This window comes from Streptomyces aureocirculatus (assembly GCF_000720475.1).
GTDB lineage: Bacteria > Actinomycetota > Actinomycetes > Streptomycetales > Streptomycetaceae > Streptomyces > Streptomyces aureocirculatus.
In genome coordinates, this window is the sequence record NZ_JOAP01000051.1 from 18680 (window position 1) to 42029 (window position 23350).

General features: G+C 71.8%; 20 protein-coding genes and 1 pseudogene. 19 read left to right on the plus strand and 2 right to left on the minus strand.

Going from position 1 to position 23350, the window contains the following annotated elements:
* Positions 1-20 precede the first annotated feature (20 nt).
* The 5 genes from IG78_RS0134290 to IG78_RS0134310 all read left to right on the plus strand — a co-directional run bounded on the left by IG78_RS0134290 (position 21) and on the right by IG78_RS0134310 (position 4796).
* The gene (locus IG78_RS0134290) at positions 21-605 is read left to right on the plus strand and encodes a sigma-70 family RNA polymerase sigma factor (RefSeq protein WP_030571138.1); all 585 of its coding nucleotides are present in this window, start codon (positions 21-23) and stop codon (positions 603-605) included.
* Positions 602-1372 (plus strand): anti-sigma factor, encoded by a 771-nt coding sequence (locus tag IG78_RS0134295; RefSeq protein ID WP_030571141.1) that lies wholly within the window; start codon positions 602-604, stop codon positions 1370-1372. Before IG78_RS0134290 ends, IG78_RS0134295 begins: the two co-directional genes overlap by 4 nt.
* 145 nt (positions 1373-1517) lie before the next feature.
* Positions 1518-3143 carry a molybdopterin-dependent oxidoreductase gene (locus tag IG78_RS0134300; protein WP_030571144.1) on the plus strand — a complete coding sequence of 542 codons (1626 nt, stop codon included), beginning with the start codon at positions 1518-1520 and terminating at the stop codon, positions 3141-3143.
* Positions 3144-3211: 68 nt separating this feature from the next.
* Positions 3212-3889, plus strand: a complete 678-nt coding sequence (locus tag IG78_RS0134305) for a fasciclin domain-containing protein (RefSeq protein ID WP_030571147.1) — start codon at positions 3212-3214, stop codon at positions 3887-3889.
* A 238-nt stretch (positions 3890-4127) separates the two neighbouring features.
* Complete coding sequence (locus IG78_RS0134310; protein WP_051853186.1) at positions 4128-4796, plus strand: carbonic anhydrase; 669 nt, start codon at positions 4128-4130, stop codon at positions 4794-4796.
* Here IG78_RS0134310 and IG78_RS0134315 read toward each other — a convergent pair.
* Positions 4766-5176 (minus strand): Fur family transcriptional regulator, encoded by a 411-nt coding sequence (locus tag IG78_RS0134315; protein ID WP_030571152.1) that lies wholly within the window; start codon positions 5174-5176, stop codon positions 4766-4768. The genes IG78_RS0134310 and IG78_RS0134315 overlap by 31 nt on opposite strands.
* A 184-nt stretch (positions 5177-5360) precedes the next feature.
* On the opposite strand from IG78_RS0134315, the gene katG reads away from it, so the two are divergent.
* The 12 genes and pseudogenes from katG (at position 5361) to IG78_RS49700 (ending at position 19809) form a co-directional block, all read left to right on the plus strand.
* Positions 5361-7589 (plus strand): catalase/peroxidase HPI, encoded by a 2229-nt coding sequence (gene katG, locus IG78_RS0134320; protein ID WP_030571155.1) that lies wholly within the window; start codon positions 5361-5363, stop codon positions 7587-7589.
* Positions 7590-7783: 194 nt separating this feature from the next.
* A complete protein-coding gene (locus IG78_RS0134325) occupies positions 7784-8263 on the plus strand; it encodes an SsgA family sporulation/cell division regulator (protein ID WP_078965795.1) in 480 nt (159 codons plus the stop codon).
* Positions 8264-8508: 245 nt separating this feature from the next.
* Complete coding sequence (locus tag IG78_RS0134330) at positions 8509-9219, plus strand: site-2 protease family protein (RefSeq protein ID WP_030571160.1); 711 nt, start codon at positions 8509-8511, stop codon at positions 9217-9219.
* 114 nt (positions 9220-9333) lie between these two features.
* The gene (locus IG78_RS0134335; RefSeq protein ID WP_030571162.1) at positions 9334-10455 is read left to right on the plus strand and encodes an amidinotransferase; all 1122 of its coding nucleotides are present in this window, start codon (positions 9334-9336) and stop codon (positions 10453-10455) included.
* A 95-nt stretch (positions 10456-10550) separates the two neighbouring features.
* Complete coding sequence (locus IG78_RS0134340) at positions 10551-10787, plus strand: DUF6480 family protein (protein WP_030571164.1); 237 nt, start codon at positions 10551-10553, stop codon at positions 10785-10787.
* A 230-nt stretch (positions 10788-11017) separates the two neighbouring features.
* On the plus strand, positions 11018-14677 hold the full coding sequence (locus IG78_RS0134345; RefSeq protein WP_030571166.1) for a nitrate reductase subunit alpha: 3660 nt from the start codon (positions 11018-11020) through the stop codon (positions 14675-14677).
* Positions 14677-16314, plus strand: coding sequence for a nitrate reductase subunit beta (gene narH / locus IG78_RS0134350; RefSeq protein WP_030571168.1), 1638 nt, complete (start codon positions 14677-14679; stop codon positions 16312-16314). The genes IG78_RS0134345 and narH overlap by 1 nt, the downstream gene beginning before the upstream one ends.
* A gap of 95 nt (positions 16315-16409) precedes the next feature.
* Positions 16410-17042, plus strand: coding sequence for a nitrate reductase molybdenum cofactor assembly chaperone (gene narJ, locus IG78_RS0134355; RefSeq protein WP_051853202.1), 633 nt, complete (start codon positions 16410-16412; stop codon positions 17040-17042).
* Positions 17039-17806, plus strand: a complete 768-nt coding sequence (gene narI / locus IG78_RS0134360; RefSeq protein WP_030571174.1) for a respiratory nitrate reductase subunit gamma — start codon at positions 17039-17041, stop codon at positions 17804-17806. Before narJ ends, narI begins: the two co-directional genes overlap by 4 nt.
* 40 nt (positions 17807-17846) lie before the next feature.
* Positions 17847-18854: pseudogene (locus IG78_RS43140) on the plus strand (tellurite resistance/C4-dicarboxylate transporter family protein).
* 45 nt (positions 18855-18899) lie between these two features.
* Complete coding sequence (locus tag IG78_RS0134370; protein WP_030571176.1) at positions 18900-19520, plus strand: L-threonylcarbamoyladenylate synthase; 621 nt, start codon at positions 18900-18902, stop codon at positions 19518-19520.
* Between the two features lie 118 nt (positions 19521-19638).
* The gene (locus IG78_RS49700) at positions 19639-19809 is read left to right on the plus strand and encodes a hypothetical protein (protein ID WP_157855985.1); all 171 of its coding nucleotides are present in this window, start codon (positions 19639-19641) and stop codon (positions 19807-19809) included.
* A gap of 74 nt (positions 19810-19883) precedes the next feature.
* Here the strand turns inward: IG78_RS49700 and IG78_RS0134380 are convergent, their stop codons facing one another.
* Complete coding sequence (locus tag IG78_RS0134380) at positions 19884-21356, minus strand: glycerophosphodiester phosphodiesterase family protein (protein ID WP_037687107.1); 1473 nt, start codon at positions 21354-21356, stop codon at positions 19884-19886.
* A gap of 249 nt (positions 21357-21605) precedes the next feature.
* Between IG78_RS0134380 and IG78_RS0134385 the strand changes: the two genes are divergently transcribed.
* Together IG78_RS0134385 and IG78_RS0134390 are read left to right on the plus strand one after the other, a co-directional pair.
* Positions 21606-22232 carry a GNAT family N-acetyltransferase gene (locus IG78_RS0134385; RefSeq protein ID WP_030571183.1) on the plus strand — a complete coding sequence of 209 codons (627 nt, stop codon included), beginning with the start codon at positions 21606-21608 and terminating at the stop codon, positions 22230-22232.
* A 132-nt stretch (positions 22233-22364) separates the two neighbouring features.
* A complete protein-coding gene (locus tag IG78_RS0134390; RefSeq protein WP_051853190.1) occupies positions 22365-23330 on the plus strand; it encodes a glutaminase in 966 nt (321 codons plus the stop codon).
* Positions 23331-23350: the final 20 nt, after the last annotated feature.

Genomic DNA, 23350 nt, shown 5'->3' on the forward strand with positions numbered 1-23350 from the left:
TGCCCCGAAGGGCCACCGCGTTGAAAGAAGTAGTGCACATCGGTTCCCGGACGACGCCGGGGCCCGATCTCCAAGAGCTGATCGCCCGGGTGGCGCGCGGCGACCAGGAAGCTTTCGCGTCCGCCTACGACGTCGTGGCGGGCCCCGTTCTCGGTGTCGTACGCCGCGTGCTGCGCGACCACGCCCAGTCCGAGGAGGTCGCCCAGGAGGTCCTGGTCGAGGTGTGGCGCACCGCGCCGCGCTACCGCAAAACCCTTGGTACGGCCATGAATTGGGTGCTCACGCTGGCGCACCGGCGCGCCGTCGACCGGGTCCGCTCGGTGGAGGCCGCCGCCGCCCGTGACCACAAGGCGGCGCTCCTCGCGCAGACACCCGAGTTCGACGAGGTCAGCGAACAGGTCGAGGCCCGCTTCGAGCGCGAGCAGGTGCGCCGGTGCCTGCGCGGGCTCACCGAGATGCAGCGGCAGTCGGTGACGCTCGCCTACTACCGAGGGCTGACCCACCGACAGGTCGCCGAGCTGCTCGCACTGCCGCTCGGCACCGTCAAGACCCGCCTGCGCGACGGACTCATCCGACTGCGCGACTGCATGGGAGTGAGCGCATGACGAACCGGGCGGACCTGCACACCCTCACCGGCGCGTACGCCACCCACTCCCTCGACGACGACGAGCGCGCCCAGTTCGAGGAACATCTCGGCCAGTGCCCGGCCTGCGCCCAGGAGGTGCGGGAACTGTCGGCCACCGCGGCCCGCCTCGGCCTCGCGGCGGCCGTCGTGCCCCGGACCGCCATGAAGGACCAGGTGCTGCGCAGCATCTCCACGGTCCGCCAGGAGGCGCCGCACACCGAACCCGAACCGCCGGACCGCACGGCCGCCCGGCACCCGCTGCGCCGCGCGTCCCGGTGGGCTCTGGCCGCCTGCCTCGCGGCGGCCACCGCGTTCGGCGCCACCGCGATCTGGCAGCACCAGGAGGCCGACGACGCGCGTGACCGGGCCCGGGAGGTACAGCGGAGCGCCGAGGAACGGACCGCGGAGCTGGCGTCGCTGCTCGCCGCCCCCGACGCCCGGACACGTACGGCGGGACTCGCCGGCAGTGCCCGCGCCACGGTCGTGGTGTCCGAAAGCCGTGACCGGGCCGCCTTCCTCGCGACCGGCATGGCCGAGCCACCCCGCGGCAAGGTCTACCAGCTCTGGTTCAACGACAAGGGGACCATGCGTCCCGCGGGTCTGATGGACCCTGGCCGCACCACGTCGGCCCTCGTGATGCGGGGACGCGTCGGCGAAGCCACCGGCATGGGCGTCACGGTGGAACCCGCGGGCGGCTCGCCCGAGCCGACGACGGAGCCCGTGGCGCTCCTCGACTTCCCGGCCTGAGCGGGTCGGCTTGTAGAGGACGGGTCGGCTTGTAGAGAAATCGACCAATCCGCCGGGCCTTCGGCACCGAATCCCTGGTGTGAGGACATCGGGAAGCAGCACGGGCACGAGCGGCGCCGTACGAGGCAGCGTCTGGCGGGCCGCACTGAGAGGCAGCCTGACAGGCGGCCTGAGCGGAGTGGTCGCCGGGTTCGCCGCGCTGGCCGTCGCCGAGTTGGTCTCGGCGGCGGTGCGGCCCGAGGCCGGTCCGGTGGTGGCGGTGGGCGGCGCGGCGATCGACCGTACGCCGTCCGCGGTGAAGGACTGGGCGATCCGCGAGTTCGGCACCAGCGACAAACTCGTCCTGCAGTGGGGCATCCTCACCGTCCTCGCCCTCTTCGCGATGGCGCTCGGCGTCGTCGCCGTACGCCACCGTGTCGTCGGCGCGGCGGGGGTGCTGCTCTTCGGCGTCGTCGGGGCGTGGGCGGCCACGGGCAGGCCGGACTCGACCGGCTTCACCGACGCGCTGCCGTCCGTCGCGGGGGCCGTCGCCGGGGCGGTAATCCTGTACGGGCTTGTGGGACGTGCCGCTCGGCCCGTGCGGCGGGGGCCTGCCCAGGGCGGTGAAGTGGTCGGCGGAGGAGGGCCGCTGGGCCTCGGTGGCAGCGGTGCGGATCCGGTGGGTGACGGCCGGAACCCGGGGTGGGACCGGCGCGGGTTCGTCGTGGCGACGAGTGCCGTGGCCGTCGCATCCGCCGGGGCGGGTGTCCTCGGCAGGGCGCTGAACGCCGCACGGGGCAAGGACGCCGTCGCCTCACGCGAGCGGATCACGCTGCCCGCCCCCGCTTCGGCGGCGGCACCGGTGCCTGCGGGAGCCCGCCTGCGCGTGCCCGGCATCAGTGCGTTCCGCACGCCCAACAAGGACTTCTACCGGGTCGACACCGCGCTCGTGGTGCCGAAGGTCGACGCGGACACCTGGCGCCTGAGGATCCACGGCGAGGGCGTGGGCCGACCCGTGACCGTGTCCTTCGACGATCTGCTGCGCCGTCGGCTGATCGAGCGGGACATCACGTTGACCTGTGTGTCCAACGAGGTGGGCGGCCCCTACGTGGGAAACGCCCGCTGGCTCGGGGTCCCGCTGGCCGAGTTGCTCGCCGAGTGCGGTGTGGAGCCCCCGGCCCGCGGCGGCTCCGCGGACCAACTGGTGGCCCGGTCCGTGGACGGCATGACCCTCGGCACCCCCGTGGACGACGTCATGGACGGCCGCGACGCGATGCTCGCCCTCGGCATGAACGGCGAACCGCTGCCGTTCTCGCACGGCTTCCCCGTACGCATGGTCGTTCCCGGTCTGTACGGCTATGTGTCCGCCTGCAAGTGGATCGAGGACATCGAGCTGACCACGTTCGACGCCTATGACCCCTACTGGGTCAAGCGCGACTGGGCCCGCAAGGCGCCGATCAAGACCCAGTCCCGGATCGACACCCCCAAACCCTTCGCCAGGCCGAAGGCGGGCACGGTGACGGTCGCCGGTGTCGCCTGGGCACAGCACCGCGGCATCGGCAGGGTCGAGCTGCGGGTGGACGACGGGCCCTGGCAGCGGGCCGAACTCGCCGCCGAGGACACCCGGGACACCTGGCGGCAGTGGTCCTTCCGCTGGCGGGCGACTCCGGGCAACCACACCCTCACCGTCCGCGCCACCGACCGGACGGGCCGGGTCCAGACCGCGAGACGGACCCGGACCGTCCCCGACGGCGCGAGCGGCCGCCACTCGGTGGTGGTCACCGTGACCTGACCCGCGGCACCGAACCGCTCCCCCTCCCCCGCTTCCTTCAGCCCCCCACCCTCTATCAGGAGAAGACCATGAACACGCAGACCCTTCGTTTCCGTCGTACCGTCATCGCCGCGGCCGCGGCTCTCGCCCTGCCCCTGACGCTGACGGCCTGTTCCGACGACGACGGCGGCGACGGCGGCGACAAGGACAAGGCCGCGTCCGCGTCCGAGAAGTCGGCGGACTCCGGGACCGGCGCCGAGGAGACCCCCGCCGACGACACGGCGAGCATGACCGAGCCCTTCGGCCCGGCCTGTTCCTCCGTGCCCAAGGACGGCAAGGGCAGCTTCGACGGCATGGCGGCGGAGCCCGTCGCCACCGCCGCGTCGAACAACCCGGCGCTCTCCACGCTCGTCACCGCCGTCAAGAAGGCGGGCCTGGTCGACACCCTCAACAACGCCGAGAACATCACGGTGTTCGCGCCCACCAACGACGCCTTCGCCAAGATCCCCAAGGCCGACCTGGACAAGGTCCTCAACGACAAGGCCCAGCTCACCAAGATCCTCACGTATCACGTGGTGGGCCAGAAGCTGACGCCGAAGGACCTGGAGAAGGGCTCCTACGCGACCCTGGAGAAGTCCAAGCTCATGACCGCGGGCTCCGGCGAGGACTACAAGGTCAACGACAGCGCGAAGGTGGTCTGCGGCAACGTCAGGACCGCCAACGCGAACGTCTACATCATCGACACGGTCCTGATGCCCAAGGCGTGACCGTCGAGGGTGCGCTCAGGGGCGGCCGAGGTGATCGGCCGCCCCCCGGCGCGCGTGGTCACCGCCACGGCCGGGCGGGCGAACGTGTGTAGTTCTGCGGCGGCACGGGTGAAAGGCGCACGCTCGGCGACCGCGAGGAACGGCACGCGAGGAACGACGTGGAGGAACGGCACTGGAGCGGCCCTGCAAGAACGACAGCGGTCGCACCGCCACGCACCACCGAAGGGAACAGGAGTTCATGCGCCATCTCGCGGAGGGGATCGACAGATTCCGGAAAGAGGTCTTCCCCGGCCGTGCGGAGCTCTTCGCCCGCCTCGCCACGACCCACCGGCCGGGCACGCTGTTCATCGGGTGCAGCGATGCCCGCGTCGTCCCCGAACTGTTCACCCAGGCCGAACCGGGGGACCTCTTCGTCGTCCGTACGGCCGGCAACCTCGTCCCCGCCCACGTACCCGGAGAGCCCGGTGGTGGCGTCGCCGACGGAGTCGTCGCGAGCGTGGAGTACGCGGTCGCCGTCCTCGGGGTGGCGGACATCGTCGTGTGCGGGCACTCCGCCTGCGGCGCGATGACCGCACTCGCCGAAGGGCACGACCTGTCGGGCGTCCCTGCCATGGGCCGTTGGCTCCGCCACGCGGACACCGCCCTCGGCCGCGCCACCGCCGCCGCCGGCGAGCCGCCCGAGGTGGCCGCGCTCGTCAGGGAGAACGTCATGGTCCAACTGGCGCACCTCGCCACCCACCCGCCCGTGGCCCGGGCTCTGGCCACCGGCCGCGTGCGGCTGCACGGCTGGGTCTTCGACATCGCCACCGGCGGCGTCGAGGACCTCACCGCCGACGCCCGACGGTCACCCGCGGCCGCTGCCGACCGGTCGACCGGTCAGGCGCAGGACGCGCACACCCCGCGATAGGTGACCTCGACCTGGGACACCGTGAAACCGAACCGTTCCGCAGGGGGGAGATCGGCGAGGGGGTCGCCGCTCGGGTGGACGTCGCGGATGATGCCGCAGGCGGAGCACACCAGGTGCTGGTGCGGCTGGTGGGCGTTGGGGTCGTAGCGCTTGGCGCGGCCGTCGGTGGAGACTTCCATGACCTCACCGAGGGAGACCATCTCGCCCAGCGTGTTGTAGACGGTCGCCCGGGAGATCTCGGGCAGTCTCTCCGCGGCGCGCGCGTGCACTTCCTCCGCGGTGAGGTGCACGTGATCGCCGTCGAGGACCTCCGCGACGACGCGCCGCTGGGAGGTCACGCGCCAGCCGCGCCCCCGCAGCCGCTCCAGCAGGTCACTCATGTCGGTTCACCCATCCAGGATCGGTTGACTGCACCAAGGTTACCGGTAGCGGTACGAATTCCGATTGCATACGGACCAGTTGAGCTTCTTGACCTGGACTCTGTCCATCGTAGGATCGGTTCCCCGACGGTGACCGAGGGTTGGACAGGTCGGCGTCGGCCGTCACCAGTTCGAAAGGTTTCCCATGGCTGAGAACCCGGACGCAATCGTCACCGACCCGAAGTTCGAGGAGACGTCGGAGGGCACCGGCGGCTGCCCGGTCGCCCACGGCCGCGCCCCGCACCCCACACAGGGCGGTGGAAACCGGCAGTGGTGGCCGGAACGCCTGAACCTGAAGATCCTTGCCAAGAACCCCGCCGTGGCGAACCCGTTGGGCGAAAAGTTCGACTACGCCGCGGCGTTCCAGGCCCTCGACCTGCCGGCCGTGAAACGGGACATCGCCGAGGTCCTGACCACCTCGCAGGACTGGTGGCCCGCCGACTTCGGGCACTACGGCCCGCTCATGATCCGCATGGCCTGGCACAGCGCGGGCACGTACCGGATCAGCGACGGCCGCGGCGGCGCCGGTGCCGGTCAGCAGCGCTTCGCCCCGCTCAACAGTTGGCCGGACAACGTGAGCCTCGACAAGGCCCGCCGCCTCCTGTGGCCGGTCAAGAAGAAGTACGGCCAGAGCATCTCCTGGGCCGACCTTCTGATCCTCACCGGCAATGTGGCCCTGGAGACCATGGGCTTGCAGACCTTCGGCTTCGCCGGTGGCCGCGAGGACGTGTGGGAGCCGGAGGAGGACGTCTACTGGGGCCCCGAGACCAACTGGCTCGACGACAAGCGCTACACCGGCGACCGCGAGCTCGAAAGCCCTCTCGGCGCCGTCCAGATGGGCCTCATCTACGTCAACCCCGAGGGCCCCAACGGCAACCCGGACCCGATCGCGGCGGCCCGTGACATTCGTGAGACGTTCCGCCGCATGGCGATGAACGACGAGGAGACCGTCGCCCTCATCGCCGGTGGCCACACCTTCGGCAAGACCCACGGCGCAGGACCCGCGGACAACGTCGGCCCGGACCCCGAGGCCGCGTCCCTGGAGCAGATGGGCCTCGGCTGGCACAACACGTACGGCACCGGCAAGGGCGCCGACACGATCACCAGCGGCCTCGAGGTCACCTGGACCACCACCCCGACCCAGTGGGGCATGGGATTCTTCAAGAACCTCTTCGAGTACGAGTACGAGCTCACCCAGAGCCCGGCGGGCGCCAACCAGTGGGTGGCGAAGAACGCCCCGGAGATCATCCCCGACGCGCACGACGCGACGAAGAAGCACCGCCCGACGATGCTGACCACCGACCTGTCGCTGCGCTACGACCCGGTCTACGAGCCGATCTCGCGCCGCTTCTACCAGAACCCGCAGGAGTTCGCGGACGCCTTCGCCCGCGCCTGGTACAAGCTGACGCACCGCGACATGGGCCCGGTCGTCCGCTATCTCGGCCCTGAGGTCCCCTCCGAGGTGCTGCTGTGGCAGGACCCGCTGCCGGAGCGCACCGGCGAGGTCGTCGACACCGCGGACATCGCCTCCCTCAAGGAGCAGGTGCTCCGCTCCGGCCTCACGGTCTCCCAGTTGGTCTCCGCCGCCTGGGCCTCGGCCTCCTCCTTCCGCGGCAGCGACAAGCGCGGCGGCGCCAACGGCGCCCGCGTCCGTCTGGAGCCGCAGCGCAACTGGGAGGTCAACAACCCCGAGGAGCTCGCGCGGGTGCTGCGCACGCTGGAGGGCATCAAGGAGTCCTTCGACGCCGCGGGCGGCAAGCAGGTCTCCCTCGCCGACCTGATCGTCCTCGCGGGCGGAGCGGCCGTGGAGAAGGCGGCCAAGGACGCGGGCCACGACGTCCAGGTGCCCTTCACCCCGGGCCGCGTCGACGCCTCCCAGGAGCAGACGGACGTCGAGTCCTTCGCCGCGATCGAGCCCTCCTCCGACGGCTTCCGCAACTTCGTCGGCAAGGGCAACCGGCTGCCCGCCGAGTTCCTGCTGCTCGACAAGGCGAACCTGCTGACCCTGAGCGCACCCGAGATGACCGCGCTCGTCGGTGGTCTGCGCGTCCTCGGCGCCAACCACGGCCAGTCCAGGCACGGCGTCCTCACCGACAGGCCGGGCACGCTGACGAACGACTTCTTCGTCAACCTGCTCGACCTGGACACGACGTGGAAGTCGACGTCCGAGGCGCAGGACGAGTTCGAGGGCCGTGACGCCACCGGCGCGGTGAAGTGGACCGGCACCCGTGCCGACCTCGTCTTCGGCTCGAACTCCGAGCTGCGGGCGCTCGCCGAGGTGTACGCGAGCGACGACGCGAAGGAGAAGTTCGTGAACGACTTCGTCGCGGCGTGGAGCAAGGTGATGGACCTCGACCGGTTCGACGTCGCCTGACACAGCCGACGTCCACGTCCGGGCCGGTCCCGTCGGGGCCGGCCCGGACGTACGTGTTTCCCGTCGCCGGAGGGTTTGGCGAAAGCGTTTACGGCAACTCGTCGCGCCGGAGGTTGTCCGAGAACCCGGCGCAGCCGGCACCCGCCGCTGCCCGGCACCACCATGGTGTCCCTCCCGGCCGCGGGCGGCGCACCATGCCCACGGGAAGGCTGCGGCACCTGATGTCGATCCCTGTCACGCTCGTCGAAACCGATCCGTGGCCGTTCACGGTCCTGCGCTGCACCGCGCACCTCGTACGGGATCAGCAGCCCCCGGCCCCCTTCGGACTCAGCCTCCGGTACTCGCTGCACGACCCCTTCGCCGTGCACATGCTGCTCGAGGCCGGTACCGCGGCCGTGACGTGGACCCTGTCCCGGGACCTCCTCCTGTGCTCCCTGCTCGGCCACGACGGGATGGGCGACGTCGCCGCCTGGCCGGTGTCGCGCGGGCTGGGGGCCGACGTGGTGCGGGTGCGTCTCGGCCCCCCGGGAGGCGGCGCGGTCATCGAGATCGCGCACGCCGTGCTGAGCCAGTGGCTGGAGGTCACCCGGCGGCTCAGCCCCGTGGGCGAGGAATCGAGCCACATCGACTGGGACGCGGTGACACGCGTATTGCTGGACGCGGACAGCGGGTGAGCCGCGACTCGCACACCGGGTGAGCCGAGACTCGGACACCGGGTGTGCCGCGACCCGGACACCGGTTGACCCGCCGGGCGGCCCCGCCCCGGATGGCGGCGCCCGTGTTTGACGGCCCTTCACACGGGTCACTCGTTTCAGGCCCCTCTCTGTCGCACCGTCCCCCGGGCGGAGCCGGTACCGCTGCTCGCAGGGGGGCGCCGCAGCAGACCACGCTGGAAACGAGCCGTGAGGAGGCGCCATCCATGACGAAGAGCCTGCCCTTGAGGCACCCGGTCGGCATGCGGGTGGACGTCCACCGGGCCGTGCCGGTCGCCTTCGCGCTGGCCGTCGCGGGCCTCGCCGAGGCGCGGCTGCCCGCCGTCCATCCGGGTCGTTCCCCGTGGGTGTACTGGGCGGTGGGCCTGGTGGCCGCCGTGGTCTGCTTCGCGTCGCTGCTCGCGCGTGACGGTGCCCGTGCGGCCGTGGCCGGGCGCCAGGGGGTGGCCGTCGGCTCGTCCCTGCTGCGGTCCTCCTCCGGCGGGACCGCGCGCTCGTGGAACACGGCGCCGACTCCGGGGGCGGGGCTGCGGACGGCCGTCGTGGGCCCGCTGGTCAGCCTCGGCATCGCCCTGGTGACGGCACTGGCCGCGTATCTGGTCGATGCGGCGGGGCTCTCGGAACTGACGGCGGAGACGCTCGCGTGGCTGGCGGCGGTCAATGTGCTGCTTGCCGTGGGCCACTTGCTGCCGGGTACGCCGCTCGACGGCGCCCGGTTGCTGCACGCCGTGGTGTGGCGGCGTACGGGGGACCGGTCACGCGCCACGGCGGTGGCGGGCGCGGCCGGGCGCTACGTGGGGTGGCCGCTGCTGCTGCTCGGTCTCGCGCAGGTGGTGTTCGCCGACGACCTGGGTGGCCTCTGGCTGGCCCTGGTGGGGATATTCCTGGTGGCAACGGCGGAACACCGGCACACCTGAGACGCGAGGTGAAACGCAGTCATGACAGCACCATCACCGGCCATGCCTCCCGACGCCAATGCCCACACCCATGTCCACACCGGCACCGGTACCGGCACCGGCATCCGCACAGGCATGGGCACCGACGCGGCCACGGCCGCGGCCGCTCCAGGCCCGCTCGTCTCGCCGGTCAACTCGCACAACGAGTGGGACCCACTCGAAGAGGTCATCGTCGGGCGGCTCGACGGGGCGGCGTTCCCTTCGGACCACCCGGTCGTGACCTGCAACGTGCCGCGGTGGGCGGGCAGGGTGCAAGGGGTGGTCTCCGGGTTCTCCTACCCGCGGATGCTGGTCGAGCGGGCACAGCGCGAGCTCGACCAGTTCATCGTGCTCCTTCAGTCCCTGGGGGTCACGGTCACCCGGCCGGACGCAGTCGACGGCAGGAAGCGTTTCGGCACGCCGGAGTGGACCTCTCGCGGCTTCTGCAACGCCTGTCCGCGCGACAGCCTGCTGGTGGTCGGCGACGAGATCATCGAGACCCCGATGGCCTGGCCGTGCCGGTACTTCGAGACGCACTCCTACCGCACGCTCCTCAAGGACTACTTCCGGCGCGGCGCACGCTGGACGGCCGCCCCCAAGCCGCAGCTCTCCGAGGCCTTGTACCGGCCGGACTACCGGACACCCGCGGCGGACGAACCCATGCGCTACCTCCTGACCGAGTTCGAGCCGGTGTTCGACGCGGCGGACTTCGTGCGCGCGGGCCGGGACCTGTTCGTCCTGCGGAGCAATGTCACCAATGGCATGGGCATCGAGTGGATGCGCCGCCATCTGGGCCCGGGCTATCGCATCCACGAGATCGAGAGCCGCTGCCGCACGCCCATGCACATCGACACCACGCTCATGCCGCTCGCCCCCGGCAAGGTGCTCGTCAACCCGGAGTACATCGACGTGGACCAACTGCCGGACGTCCTCAAGTCCTGGGACGTCCTGCTCGCCCCGGAGCCCGATCCGATCGACGAGCGCCTCCTCAAGCTCACGTCGATGTGCGGCAAGTGGCTCAGCATGAATCTGCTGATGATCGACGAGAAGCGGGTGATCGCGGATCGGCACCACACCGACACCCTGCGGGCGCTCGAAAGATGGGGGTTCGAGCCGATCCCCTGCGACCTGCTGCACTATGCGCCGTTCGGGGGGTCGTTCCACTGCGCCACTCTCGATGTCCGGCGCCGCGGAGGGCTTGAATCGTATGTCGACTGACCGGTGCGCCGGTACCGGCCGCCGCAGGCGCCCCTGGCCGTGCACCGATCGCGGGATCGGCGTGTCGATCACCGTGATCGGGGCACTCGGCGGCCATGAGTGAGACAAATGGGAAAAATCCAGACCCTGACCCCCTCCGCACACCGGGCCTCGACCCGGGCGGCGGCGTACCGCCGGGCGAGACCCCACCTGCGGAGGGCAGCATCTCGGGCGCGGGCCCCGACGAGTCCCACAACCCCACGACCGGCTGGGCCAAAGCCCCGCTGATCATCATCCTCGCGCTCGTCGTCCTCGTCGCCGTCGGACTGATCGGCTACGCAGTGTCGCTGTGAGCGCCCGTGCCGCGTGTACGCCTCGCAAACACCCGCATATGACACTTGGCCGGAATCCGCCATCGCAAAGGGTGAGGAGTGCAAAGGGCGGGAAAAGAAGGTTCTAAGTACAACCAACTGGCCAAAAAGTGATTCCTTTCACGAGCGCCTCGGGAGGAGTCTGTCCCCCGTCGTGGTGTGGCGCGCCGGACGCGATCAGTCCGGTGCCCGTCCCCGAGGGGAGTCCGTGCATGGGGCGTGGCAGAGCGAGGGCGGAACGTGCCGCGGCAGGAGCCGCCGAACGATTACTGGAAGCCGGGCGGCTGCTGCGGCGGGCGCCGACGACGCCCGAGGGGAGAGCAGTCCTCCGCGCCGATCAATCGGTCAACGACCAGCCGTACAGGGAGCGTTGGGCCCACGACAAGGTGGTGCGCTCGACCCACGGAGTGAACTGCACGGGCTCGTGTTCGTGGCAGGTGTACGTCAAGGACGGTCTGATCGCGTGGGAGACCCAGGCGACCGACTACCCCTCCACGGGACCCGACCGCCCCGACTACGAACCACGGGGCTGCCCACGCGGCGCCTCCTTCTCCTGGTACACCTATTCACCCACGCGTGTGCGCTACCCACACGCCCGCGGCGTCCTCGTGGAAATGTTTCGGGAAGCAAAGCACCGCCATGGTGGTGACCCGGTGGCGGCGTGGGCCGAGGTCACCGGAGACCCCGACCGGCGGCGCCGCTACCAGTCGGCGCGCGGCAAGGGCGGCCTGGTGCGCATCGGCTGGGCCGAGGCCCTGGAGATCGCCGCGGCCGCGCATGTGCACACCCTCCAGGAGTACGGGCCCGACCGCATCGCCGGGTTCTCGCCCATCCCCGCGATGTCGATGGCCTCGCACGCGGCGGGCGCCCGCTTCCACGCGCTGATCGGCGCGCCGATGCTGTCGTTCTACGACTGGTACGCCGACCTTCCGATCGCCTCGCCGCAGGTGTTCGGCGACCAGACCGACGTACCGGAGTCGGGCGACTGGTGGGACGCGGCGTATCTGATGCTGTGGGGCTCGAACGTCCCCGTCACCCGCACGCCGGACGCGCACTGGATGGCGGAGGCCCGCTACCGCGGCCAGAAGGTCGTCGTGGTCTCCCCCGACTACGCCGACGCCACGAAGTTCGCCGACGAGTGGCTGCACCCGCACCCCGGCACCGACGGGGCGCTCGCCATGGCGATGGGGCATGTGATCCTGCGCGAGTGCTTCGTCGAGCGCAGGGTGCCGTACTTCGAGGACTACGTACGCCAGTTCACCGATCTGCCCTTCCTCATCGCCCTGGACGAGCGCGACGACGGCACGCACACGCCCGGCGCCTTCGTCACCGCCGAGGACCTGGACCTGGCGCCGGACGCCGCCGCGCGGACGCGCCGGTGGATGCCGGTGCTCTACGACGAGGCCACCGACGGCGTGGTCGTGCCGGGCGGCACCCTCGGCGACCGCTGGTCCAAGGAGGGCGAGGGGCGCTGGAACCTCGACCTCGGTCAGACCGTGCCGCTCCTGAGCCTGTACGGCAGGCCGGGGACGCGGTCGGCGGAGGTGACGCTGCCGCGCTTCGACGAGGAGGGCGCCACGGTGTGCCGCGCGGTCCCCGTGCGCCGCGTGGGCGGACGCCTGGTGACCACGGTGTTCGACCTGATGCTGACCCAGTACGGGGTGGCGCGCCCCGGCCTCGGGGGGCAGTGGCCCGTCTCGTACGAGGACGCGTCCACCCCGTGCACGCCCGCGTGGCAGGAGGCGATCACGTCCGTCCCTGCCGGGGCGGTGGTGCGGGCCGCGCGCGAGTTCGCGAGGACCGCGGAGCAGACCCGGGGCCGCTGCATGATCGTGATGGGGGCCGGCACCAACCACTGGTTCCACTCCGACACGATCTACCGCTCGTTCCTCTCGCTGCTGCTCCTCACCGGCTGCCAGGGCGTCAACGGCGGCGGCTGGGCGCACTACGTGGGGCAGGAGAAGGTCCGTCCGTACGCCGGCTGGCAGCAGTTGGCGACGGCCTCGGACTGGGCGCGCCCCTCACGGCAGATGCCGGGAACGCCGTACTGGTACCTGCACACCGGCCAGTGGCGCTACGAGAAGTTCACCGCCGACCTGCTCGCGTCGCCGACCGCGCCCGGCGGCCTCGGCGGCCTGCACACCGCGGACCTGGTGGCGCACTCCGCCCGCAAGGGATGGATGCCGTCGTACCCGACGTTCTCCGCCAACCCCCTCGACCTCGGGCGGCGGGTGCGTGAGGCGGGCGTGGACCCCGCGCGCTGGATCGCCGACGAGCGCGCGGCCGGACGCCTCGGCTACGCGTGCGAGGACCCGGACGACCCCGCCAACTGGCCACGCGTGCTCACGGTGTGGCGGGCCAACCTGATCGGCTCGTCGGCCAAGGGCAACGAGTTCTTCCTGCGGCATCTCCTCGGCGCCACCGACAACGCGAGCGCCGACGAGGCACCGCCGGAGGCCAGGCCCCGCGACGTGACCTGGCGGGAGGAGGCCCCGCGCGGCAAGCTCGACCTGCTGCTCGCCCTCGACTTCCGGATGACGTCGACCACCCTGTACGCCGACCTGGTCCTGCCCGCGGCGACCTGGTACGAGAAGCACGACCTGTCCAGCACCGACATGCACCCCTTCGTCCACGCCTTCTCACCGGCGATCGTGCCGCCGTGGCAGGCCCGCACCGACTTCGAGATCTTCCACGGCCTCGCCGCCGAGGTCAGCCGCCTCGCCGAGGGACGCCTGGAGACGGCGTACGACCTGGTCGCCACCGCCCTCCAGCACGACACCCCGGGCGAGGCACCGCCGGACGACGCCACCGGCCCGCAGTTCCACCTGGTGGAGCGGGACTTCACCGCGGTCGCCGACAAGATGGCCGCCCTCGGACCGCTGCCGGACACCGCAGGCCTCACGGCCAAGGGCATCACCGTACGCGCCGAGCCGGAGAGCCGCTGGCTCGCGGCCCGCTGCGGCACGGTCTCGCGGGGCCCGGCGGCCGGGCGGCCGCTCCTGGACACGGACGTCAAGATGTGCGAGGCGATCCTGGCCCTGTCCGGCACCACGAACGGGCGCGTCGCCGCCGAGGGTTTCCGGCAGCTCGCCACACGCTGCGGGCCCGCGTCCGAGTTACGGGAACTGGCCGCCTCGGTCGCCGAGCGGCGCATCGTCTTCTCCGACACCCAGGCGCGGCCCGTGCAGGTCGGGGCGAGCTTCGAATGGTCCGGCAAGGAGGCCCCCGACCGCCGCTACGCCCCGTTCACCGTCAACACCGAGCACCGCAAGCCCTGGCACACCCTCACCGGACGCCAGCACTTCTACCTCGATCACGCCTGGATCGCCGAGTACGGCGAGCAACTGCCCGTCTACCGGCCGCCCCTCGACCAGGCCGTCCTCGGCGAACAGCCGCAGGCGAGCGGCGAGGGGAAGTCGGTGACGGTGCGCTATCTGACCCCGCACTCGAAGTGGTCCATCCACTCCGAGTACCAGGAGAACCTGCTGATGCAGACCCTGGCGCGCGGCGGGCCCGTCATCTGGATCAGCGTGGCCGACGCCGCGTCGATCGGTGTGGCCGACAACGACTGGATCGAGGCGGTCAACGCCAACGGCGTCGTGGTGGCGCGCGCGATCGTCTCGCACCGGATGCCGACCGGCACGGTGTTCATGTACCACGTCCAGGAACGCCTGGTGAACGTACCCAAGTCCGAGACCACCGGGCGGCGCGGCGGCGTCCACAACGCCCTCACGCGGCTGCTCATCAAGCCCACCCATCTGATCGGCGGCCACGCCCAGCTCTCCTTCGCCCCGAACTACTACGGCCCCACCGGCAATCAGCGCGACGCGGTCACCGTCATCCGCCGTCGCTCCCAGGAGGTCACGTACTGATGCGTGTCATGGCACAGGTCGCCATGGTCATGAACCTCGACAAGTGCATCGGCTGCCACACGTGCTCGGTCACCTGCAAGCAGACCTGGACCAACCGGTCCGGCACCGAGTACGCCTGGTTCAACAACGTCGAGACCCGCCCCGGCCAGGGCTGCCCCCGCACCTACGAGGACCAGGACCGCTGGAAGGGCGGCTGGGCCCTCAAGCACGGCCGGCTCGTGCCCCGCAGCGGCGGCCGGGCGCGCCGCCTCGCCCGCCTCTTCGCCAACCCCGAACTGCCCTCTCTGGACGACTACTACGAGCCGTGGACGTACGACTACGAGAACCTGATCTCCGCGCCCCTCGGCGACGACGTGCCCACCGCGCCGCCCCGCTCCCTGATCGACGGCAGGCCCACCGCGGTCACCTGGGGGCCGAACTGGGACGACGACCTGGGCGGCGGCCCCGAACACCTCGCCGCCGACCCGGTCCTCAGGAAGATGAACGCCGATGTGCGCCTGGAGTACGAGCAGGCCTTCATGTTCTATCTGCCGCGGATCTGCGAACACTGCCTCAATCCCTCGTGCGTGGCCGTGTGCCCGTCCGGCGCCCTCTACAAGCGCATCGAGGACGGCATCGTCCTCGTCGACCAGGACCGCTGCCGCGGCTGGCGCATGTGCGTCACCGGCTGCCCGTACAAGAAGGTCTACTTCAACCACTCCTCCGGCAAGGCCGAGAAGTGCACCTTCTGCTATCCGCGCATCGAGGCGGGCGAGCCCACCGTGTGCTCCGAGACCTGCGTGGGCAGGCTGCGCTACCTCGGCGTGATCCTTTACGACGCCGACCGCGTCGGCGCGGCCGCCGCCACGCCCGGCGAACACGACCTGTACGAGGCGCAGCTCGACTGCTTCCTGGATCCGGACGACCCCGAAGTGGCGCGCGCCGCCGAGGCCTCCGGCATCCCGCACGACTGGATCACCGCCGCCCGCCGCTCCCCCGTGCACGCCCTGATCTCCCGCTACCGCGTGGCGCTCCCGCTGCATCCGGAGTACCGCACGATGCCCATGGTCTGGTACATCCCGCCGCTGTCCCCGGTCGTCGAGTCCCTCACCGCGACGGGACACGACGGCGAGGACCCCGCCAAGCTCTTCGCCGCCATCGACTCCCTGCGCATCCCCGTGGAGTATCTGGCGGAGCTGTTCACGGCGGGCGACCCCGTGCCCGTCGAGGCCTCCCTGTGCCGCCTGGCCGCGATGCGCAGCCACATGCGGCGGGTGAACCTCGGCGAGGAGCGGGACCCGGCCATCGCCGCGGCCGTGGGCATGGACACCGAGAGCATCGAGGCCATGTACCGCCTCCTCGCCCTGGCCAAGTACGAGGAGCGCTACGTCATCCCCACCAGCTACACGGCCCCCACGCCGGGCGCCGACGACGGCGGCTGCAGCCTCGACCACGACGGCGGCCCCGGTATGTACGGCGCGGACACCTTCCACGCCCCGCTGGTCGACGCGCCCGCGGGCGGCCCCTCCGTGCTGCCGGGCGGCCCCGAGCCGGAGCACGCGGGGACGTCGCTGCGCGGCCGGGTCAACCTCCTCGGCTGGAACGGGCGCGGCCGTCCCGCCGGTCTCTTCCCGCGCCGAGGGGACAAGCCCGAGTGAACACCTCCCGCACCCCCACCGCCTCCTCGCGCGCCCCCGCGACTTCCGCGCGCGGCCACGAGGCCGCCGCGCTCGTCCATCAGGCCGCCTCGCTCCTGCTGATCCACCCCGACGACCGGTGGCCCGACAGGATCCGTCTCGTCACGGACTGCCTGGCCGCGGTGCCCGGGCCCGCGGAGCGGTCGCTGCGGCGCTGCTGCGACGCCCTCGCCGGTGTCCCTGTCCTCGATCTGTCGGCCCGCTACATCGTCACTTTCGACCGCAGCCGGCGCCGCACCCTGCATCTGACCTACTACACGGACGGCGACACCCGCCGTCGCGGGCAGTCCCTGCTGACCTGGCAGGACCTGTACCGCACGCACGGCTGGCGGCCGCCCGCCGACGAACTGCCCGACTTCCTGCCCCTGGCACTGGAGTTCGCCGCCCGCTGCCCGGGGCCAGGGGTGCGCGCGCTCCAGGAGCACCGCGCGGGCCTCGAACTCCTCCGCCTCGCCCTCGACGACCACCGCAGTCCCTACGTCCACGTCCTGGAAGCCGTCTGCCACACCCTCCCGGGCGCCTCGCCCGCGGACCGCGCCGCCGCACTGCGCCTGGCACGCACCGGACCGCCCACGGAGACCGTCGGCCTGCTGCCGTTCACCGGGCAGGCCCCGCCCGGGCCCGTCGACCTGCCCCTCCCGCACGTTCCGCACCCGCACCCCCCACAGCCCACGGAGGCCGCACGGTGAACCACTTGCACACCGCCCTGTGGGGCGTGCTGCCCTATCTCTGCGTCGCTCTCCTGGTCACCGGGACCGCTTGGCGGTACCGCTACGACCGGTTCGGGTTCACCACCCGCTCCAGCCAGTTGCACGAACACCGGCTGCTGAGCGTGGGCGGCCCGCTGTTCCACTTCGGGCTGCTCTTCGTCGTCGCCGGGCACGTCATCGGCCTGGCCGTCCCCGAGTCGTGGACCGAACGCGCCCACGTCCACGAGCGGCTGTACCACGCCAACGCGCTCCTGGTGGGCGGCACCGCGGGCCTCGCCACCCTCGCGGGGCTCGTGATCCTGGTCTACCGGCGGCTGCGGGTGCCCGCCGTCCGCGCGGCGACCAGCCGCAGCGATCGCGTCGTCCACCCCGTCCTCCTCACGGTGATCCTGGCCGGGCTCGCCGCCACGGCCACCACCCTGCGACCCCACCCCTATGACTACCGCGTCGGCGTCTCGGTGTGGTTCCGCTCGCTCTTCGGCCTGGACCCCGACGTGTCCGCGATGTCGGACGCCCCGCTCGTCCACCAGCTCCACGCGCTGCTCGGCCTGGCCCTGTTCGCCCTGTGGCCCTTCAGCCGCCTGGTGCACGCCTTCACGGCGCCCCTCGGCTATCTGGCCCGGCCCTACGTCGTCTACCGCTCCCGCGGCGCCCGGCACGCCCCGACGCCACGGCCCGGCTCGCACCCGACGCCGCCCCCGGGCCCGCACGCGCCGCCGCCGGACGCCGTCGCGCGGCGGTGACGCGCACCAGGAACCGCGGGTGGTGACGGAGCGCGGGCACATGGAGCGGCGCCCCGCGGTGCCCCCGCGGTGGAGCCGGGAGCTGGCACCGGCCTGCTTCGCCCCCGTCATGGCCACCGGCATCGTCTCCCGCGCCCTGGCCCGCCCGGACACCCACCGCGTCTCGCAGCTCCTCTTCGGCGTCGCCTGTGCCCTCTACTGCGTCCTGCTCACCGCCACCGTGACCAAGGTCGCCCACTGTCCCGACCGCCTCAGGTCGGAACTCCGCGACCCCGCGCGGGTGTTCGGTCACTTCACCTTCGTCGCCGCCAGTGGTGTGCTGGCGGCCCGGCTGACCCAGGGCCCGGCGCGCTGGGCGGGATGGGCGCTCCTGGGGCTCGCCGGTGCCGTCTGGCCGGTGCTCGCCGTGTGCGTCCTGCGGATCCTGCGTACCGGCCGGGGTGAGGCGGCCGAGCAGGCGGACGGCACGTGGTTCCTGCTCGCCGTCGGGCTCCAGTCCCTCGTCGTCGCGCTCACCGGACTGCACCCCGGCGACACCGTCACGCTCGTCGGCACTTCCCTCTGGTGTACGGGCGTACTGCTCTATACGGCCACGCTCACGGTGATCGTCCGCCGACTGCTGCGCGACCCGCCAGGTCCCGCCCGGCTCACGCCCGTCTACTGGGTCACCATGGGGGCCGCCGCCATCAGCATCCTTGCGGGTGCCCGGCTCCTCGCCCCGGCGGACGTCCTGCCGGGTCCGCTGCACGCCCTGCTCGCCGGCACGGTCGTCACCCTCTGAGTGTGGGCCACCGCCCTGATCCCGGCCCTGCTCGCCGCCGGGGTCTGGCGACACCTGCGCCACCGGGTGCCGCTCGCGTACGAGTCCGCCCTGTGGTGCGTCGTCTTCCCCGCGGGCATGTACGCCACCGCGACCGCGCAGCTCGCCGGGGTCCAGCACATCCAAGCACTGACCGCCGCCACCCGCCCGATGGCCTGGGCGGCGACGGCGGCATGGCTCGCGGTGCAGACCCGCTACGTCACCGCCCGGGTACGGCGTGGCGACTGAGCGCCGCACCACGCCGTCCCCTCGGACAGGACTTAAACTCACCGGATGGCGAAGTACTTCGACGTGCACCCCGAGAACCCGCAGCGACGCACCATCAGCACGGTGGCGGACAGCATCCGATCCGGAGCGCTCATCGCGTATCCGACGGACTCCTGTTACGCGCTCGGCTGCCAGTTGGGCAACCGCGACGGCATCGGCCGGATCCGCTCGATCCGCAACCTCGACGACCGTCATCACTTCACCCTGGTGTGCCAGACCTTCGCGCAGTTGGGGCAGTTCGTGTACCTCGACAACGATGTGTTCCGCACCATCAAGGCGGCGACGCCGGGCAGCTACACGTTCATCCTCCCGGCGACGAAGGAGGTGCCGCGCCAGCTCCTGCACCAGAAGAAGAAGACGGTCGGGGTCCGGATCCCCGACCACGCCATCGCCCAGGCCCTGCTCGCCGAGCTCGGTGAGCCGCTGCTCTCCAGCACCCTCCTGCTGCCCGGCGAGGAGGCCCCGCTGACCCAGGGCTGGGAGATCAAGGAGCGTCTCGACCACGTGGTGGACGCGGTCATCGACTCCGGCGACTGCGGCACGGAGCCGACCACCGTCATCGACTTCTCCGGCGGCGACGTCGAGATCGTCCGGCGGGGCGCCGGGGACACCTCCCGGTTCGAGTAGGTTACGGCCCGCTCCGCCCCTTCACCCTGACGCACCACTGCGCTTCCTCGCAGTCGGCGGCCGAGTCCTATCAAATGGAGAACGTCAGCTCCCTCCCTCCCCACAGGAGAGCAATTCCATGCGTATTCGTACCGCCTTCGCCGCCGCCGTCCTGGCGGCCGCAGCCACCGTCGCCGCCGCCGGTACCGCCGCCGCCGACGACGCTCCCGAGCGCGTCACCAACGTCCACGCCACCGTCCACGCCATCGGCAACTCCACACCGACCTTCGGCGAGATGGACCTGGACTGACGTCCCGTTCCCCCGGGCGGCCCCGGTACCTCCCGGTACCGGGGCCGCCCGCTGTCCGCTGTCCGCGGCGGGGCTCAGCGGCGCACCGGCTCCCACTGGAGGTAGTCCAGGTTCCAGTTCTGCGGCACCTTGTCGTCAAGGGACAGCCGCAGGGTGTGCCTGCCGCTGTTCAGGCGGCGCGTGACACCGCTGCCCTGGAGGGCGAAGGCGTGGTGCGCCGTCGTGTTGACCACCCGGACGGGGCCGCTCGCCGGGCCGCGGTCGAAGGCGACGCGGTAGGTCCCTGCCGGTGAGTAGGGCGACGACACCCGGGCCCTGAGGGTGTAGTCACCGGTCCGCGGCACGTCCACGGTGTACGTCAGCCACTCCGTGCCGCGCATCCAGCACACCACCACCGCGCCGTCGTGGTCACAGATGTCGACCCCGTCGCCGGGCCGGCCGGGTCCGTCGCCCCGGTTCCCGGGATCGGTGTCGTGGTAGGCGACCCCCTCCTCGCCGGGTGCGTACGCCTCCCCCTGGACCCGCACCGCGCCGGGCGGCACCTGGTTCACCGGGCCTTTGGCCAGGTACGTCTTCAGCTCCTCGACGTTGTCGGTCTGGATGACCGTCGCCTGGTAGGTGTCGATGAGCCTGCCCCAGCCGCGCGCGGGGTCGATCAGGGAGGCTTCGTCGGTGTGCCGGGCGGCGAACTCGTCGCGCATGCTGTTGATCCATACGCGGCCGGTGCCCCGCACTCCCTTCAGGAAGGCGGCGTCGGCCACCGCGTCCTTGACGTCGTCGAAGACGACCTCGAAAGCGGGCGGGGCGGCGTCACCGAACTCCTTGACCGAACCGGCGTTGTCGTCGTCGACGAGGTGCATGTAGAGCGCGTCCGGGTGGCGGGTGCGGAACGCCCGTACCTCGGGCACGGCCGCCCGGGACTTGAACAGGCCGTTGCGCACGGTACCGGTCTGTTTCAGGACGCCCATGACGGCCTCCCGTTCCCGCCAGGCCTGGTCGAGGTTGACGAGTCCGCGGGTTCTGGCCGCCTTCATGGCGTCGGCGAGCGTGGGCACATGATGCTCGGTGAGCGCCGCCTGACGGCCGCCGAGACCCACGCGCAGGCGCAGCGCCCGCAGCTCGGCGTAGGTGATGTCAGCGACGCGTCCCGTGCCGTTGGTGGTGCGCTCCAAGGTCTCGTCGTGCATCAGGACGGGGACGCCGTCCTTGGTGAGCTGGATGTCGACCTCGACGATCTCGGCTCCGTCGGCGAACGCCGCCTCGATCGCGGGCAGGCTGTTCTCGGGGGCCTTGCGCCACTGGCCGCGGTGGGCGGCGGTCAGCACAGCGGCCTTGGGTCCGTGGTCGAGGAAGGCGCGGAGCGCGCGGTCGGCGGCGGTCTCCGACGGTGCTTCACGGGCCGCCGCGGTCGTCGTGCCCGGGGTGGTGGTGAGCGCCAGCGTGCAGGCGGCGGTGAGGGTGGTGACCAGTACGCCGTAGCAACTGCGGCGCGTGGTGCTGTCGGTCGACGAGGGCGAGGGCCTGGGCGCAGGCATGGGCTTGGGCATGGGCGTGAGCATCGGTCAGTGGAGGCCGTCCGTCCACGACCGCGCACGGCCTGTCGCGCCGAGCACGCGCACGTGCCCGTTCGCCCGGCTCCGTCGGGGGGAACGCGCCGACCGCCTTGATCGTTCGACGGTTCGGGCATCAGAACCGTACTTCGACGGTTCGGGCGTCCGTACCGTACGCCGCATCCGGACCGTACGGCGGTGCCGTTGTCCGACGCGTACGCAGCACCTCACAGGCAGGGAGAGAACATGGCAGCCACACCCCTCGTCCGCCCCGCCACGGAGCAGGACTCGCCCGCCGCCGTCCGGACGCTCACACAGGCCTTCGCCGACTACCCCTTCACCCGGCACGTGGTGGCCGCGGAGGGGCACGCCGAGCGCGTGGGGCGGCTCCAGGAGCTGTTCCTGACCCGGATAGGCCTTCCGTACGGGCGCGTGTGGGTCACCGACGACGCGCGGGCCGTGGCCGTGTGGACGACGCCGGAGCAGGACCCCGGGCCGGGCTTCGCCGAGGTGGGGCCGCGCCTCGCGGAGCTCGCGGGCGAGCGCGCACCGGCCTTCGCCTCCGCCGAGCAGGCCCTGGGGCCGCACCGGCCGACCGAGCCCGTGTGGTTCCTCGCGACCATAGGCGTCGCCCCCGACGCACAGGGACAGGGTCTCGGCCGGGCGGTGCTCGCGCCCGGCCTCGACGCGGCGGACCGCGCGGGGCACGCGGCGTTCCTGGAGACGTCCAGCGAGCGGAACGTGTCGTTCTACGAGCGCCTCGGCTTCGTGGTGACCGCCGATATCGAACTGCCCGACGGCGGGCCCCGCACCTGGTGCATGCTCCGGGCGGCACCCGGCGAACCGGAGCGGCGGGCCGATCGACGCCGGTGATCGTCAGGCCACCGGCTCCCCCGGCAGGGGCAGAGTCCACGGCCGCGGATGCCCCTGGCAGGGCCCGCGGCCGCGGCTCCCCCGGCGCGACGCACGGGCGGTCCCGTCCCGGGCGGTCCGCCGCCGTAAGGTATGGCGGACACCCCACCGCATTGCTGTACGAAAACGGAGCAAGTTCCCGTGCCGTCGACCCTCCAGCCGGTCCTTGACCGCATCGCCGCCGAGATCGAGGCCCTGCCGGGGCGCGGCAGCCCCGCCGACTACATCCCGGCGCTCGCCTGCGCCGACCTCCGGCGCTTCGGCATGGCGGTCGCCGAACTCGACGGCACGGTCTACGGAGTGGGCGACTGGCAGCACCCCTTCTCCTCGCAGTCCATCACCAAGGTCTTCACCCTCGCCCTCGACCTCTCCCTGGAGGGTGACGTGCTGTGGGAGCACGTCGGCCGTGAGCCGTCGGGCAACCCCTTCAACTCCCTGGTCCAGTTGGAGTACGAGAACGGCATCCCCCGCAACCCCTTCATCAACGCGGGCGCCCTCGTCGTCACCGACCGTCTCCAGACCCTGACCGGCGACGCGTCCGGCACGCTGCTCTCCTTCCTGCGCGCCGAGTCCGGCAACGACGGGCTGAGCTTCGACGAGAAGGTCGCCGCCTCCGAGACCGCGCACGGCGACCGCAATGCCGCCCTCGCCCACTTCATGGCGTCGTACGGCAACATCGGCACCCCCGTGCCCGCCCTCCTCGACGAGTACTTCCGCCAGTGCTCGGTCGAGGCCTCCTGCGCCGACCTCGCACTGGCCGCCGGATTCCTCGCCCGGCACGGCATACGGGCCGACGGCTCGACGCTGCTCACCCGCAGCCGGGCCAAGCAGGTCAACGCGGTCATGCTGACCTGCGGCACCTACGACGCGGCCGGGGACTTCGCACACCGCGTGGGCCTGCCCGGCAAGAGCGGCGTGGGCGGCGGCATCATCGCGGTCGTCCCCGGCCGCTGCACCGTGTGCGTCTGGAGCCCGGGCCTCGACCGGCGCGGCAACTCGGTGGCGGGCGTCGCCGCCCTCGACCGCTTCACCACGCTGACCGGGCTCTCCGTGTTCTGAGGGGTCCGGCCGTCTTCTGA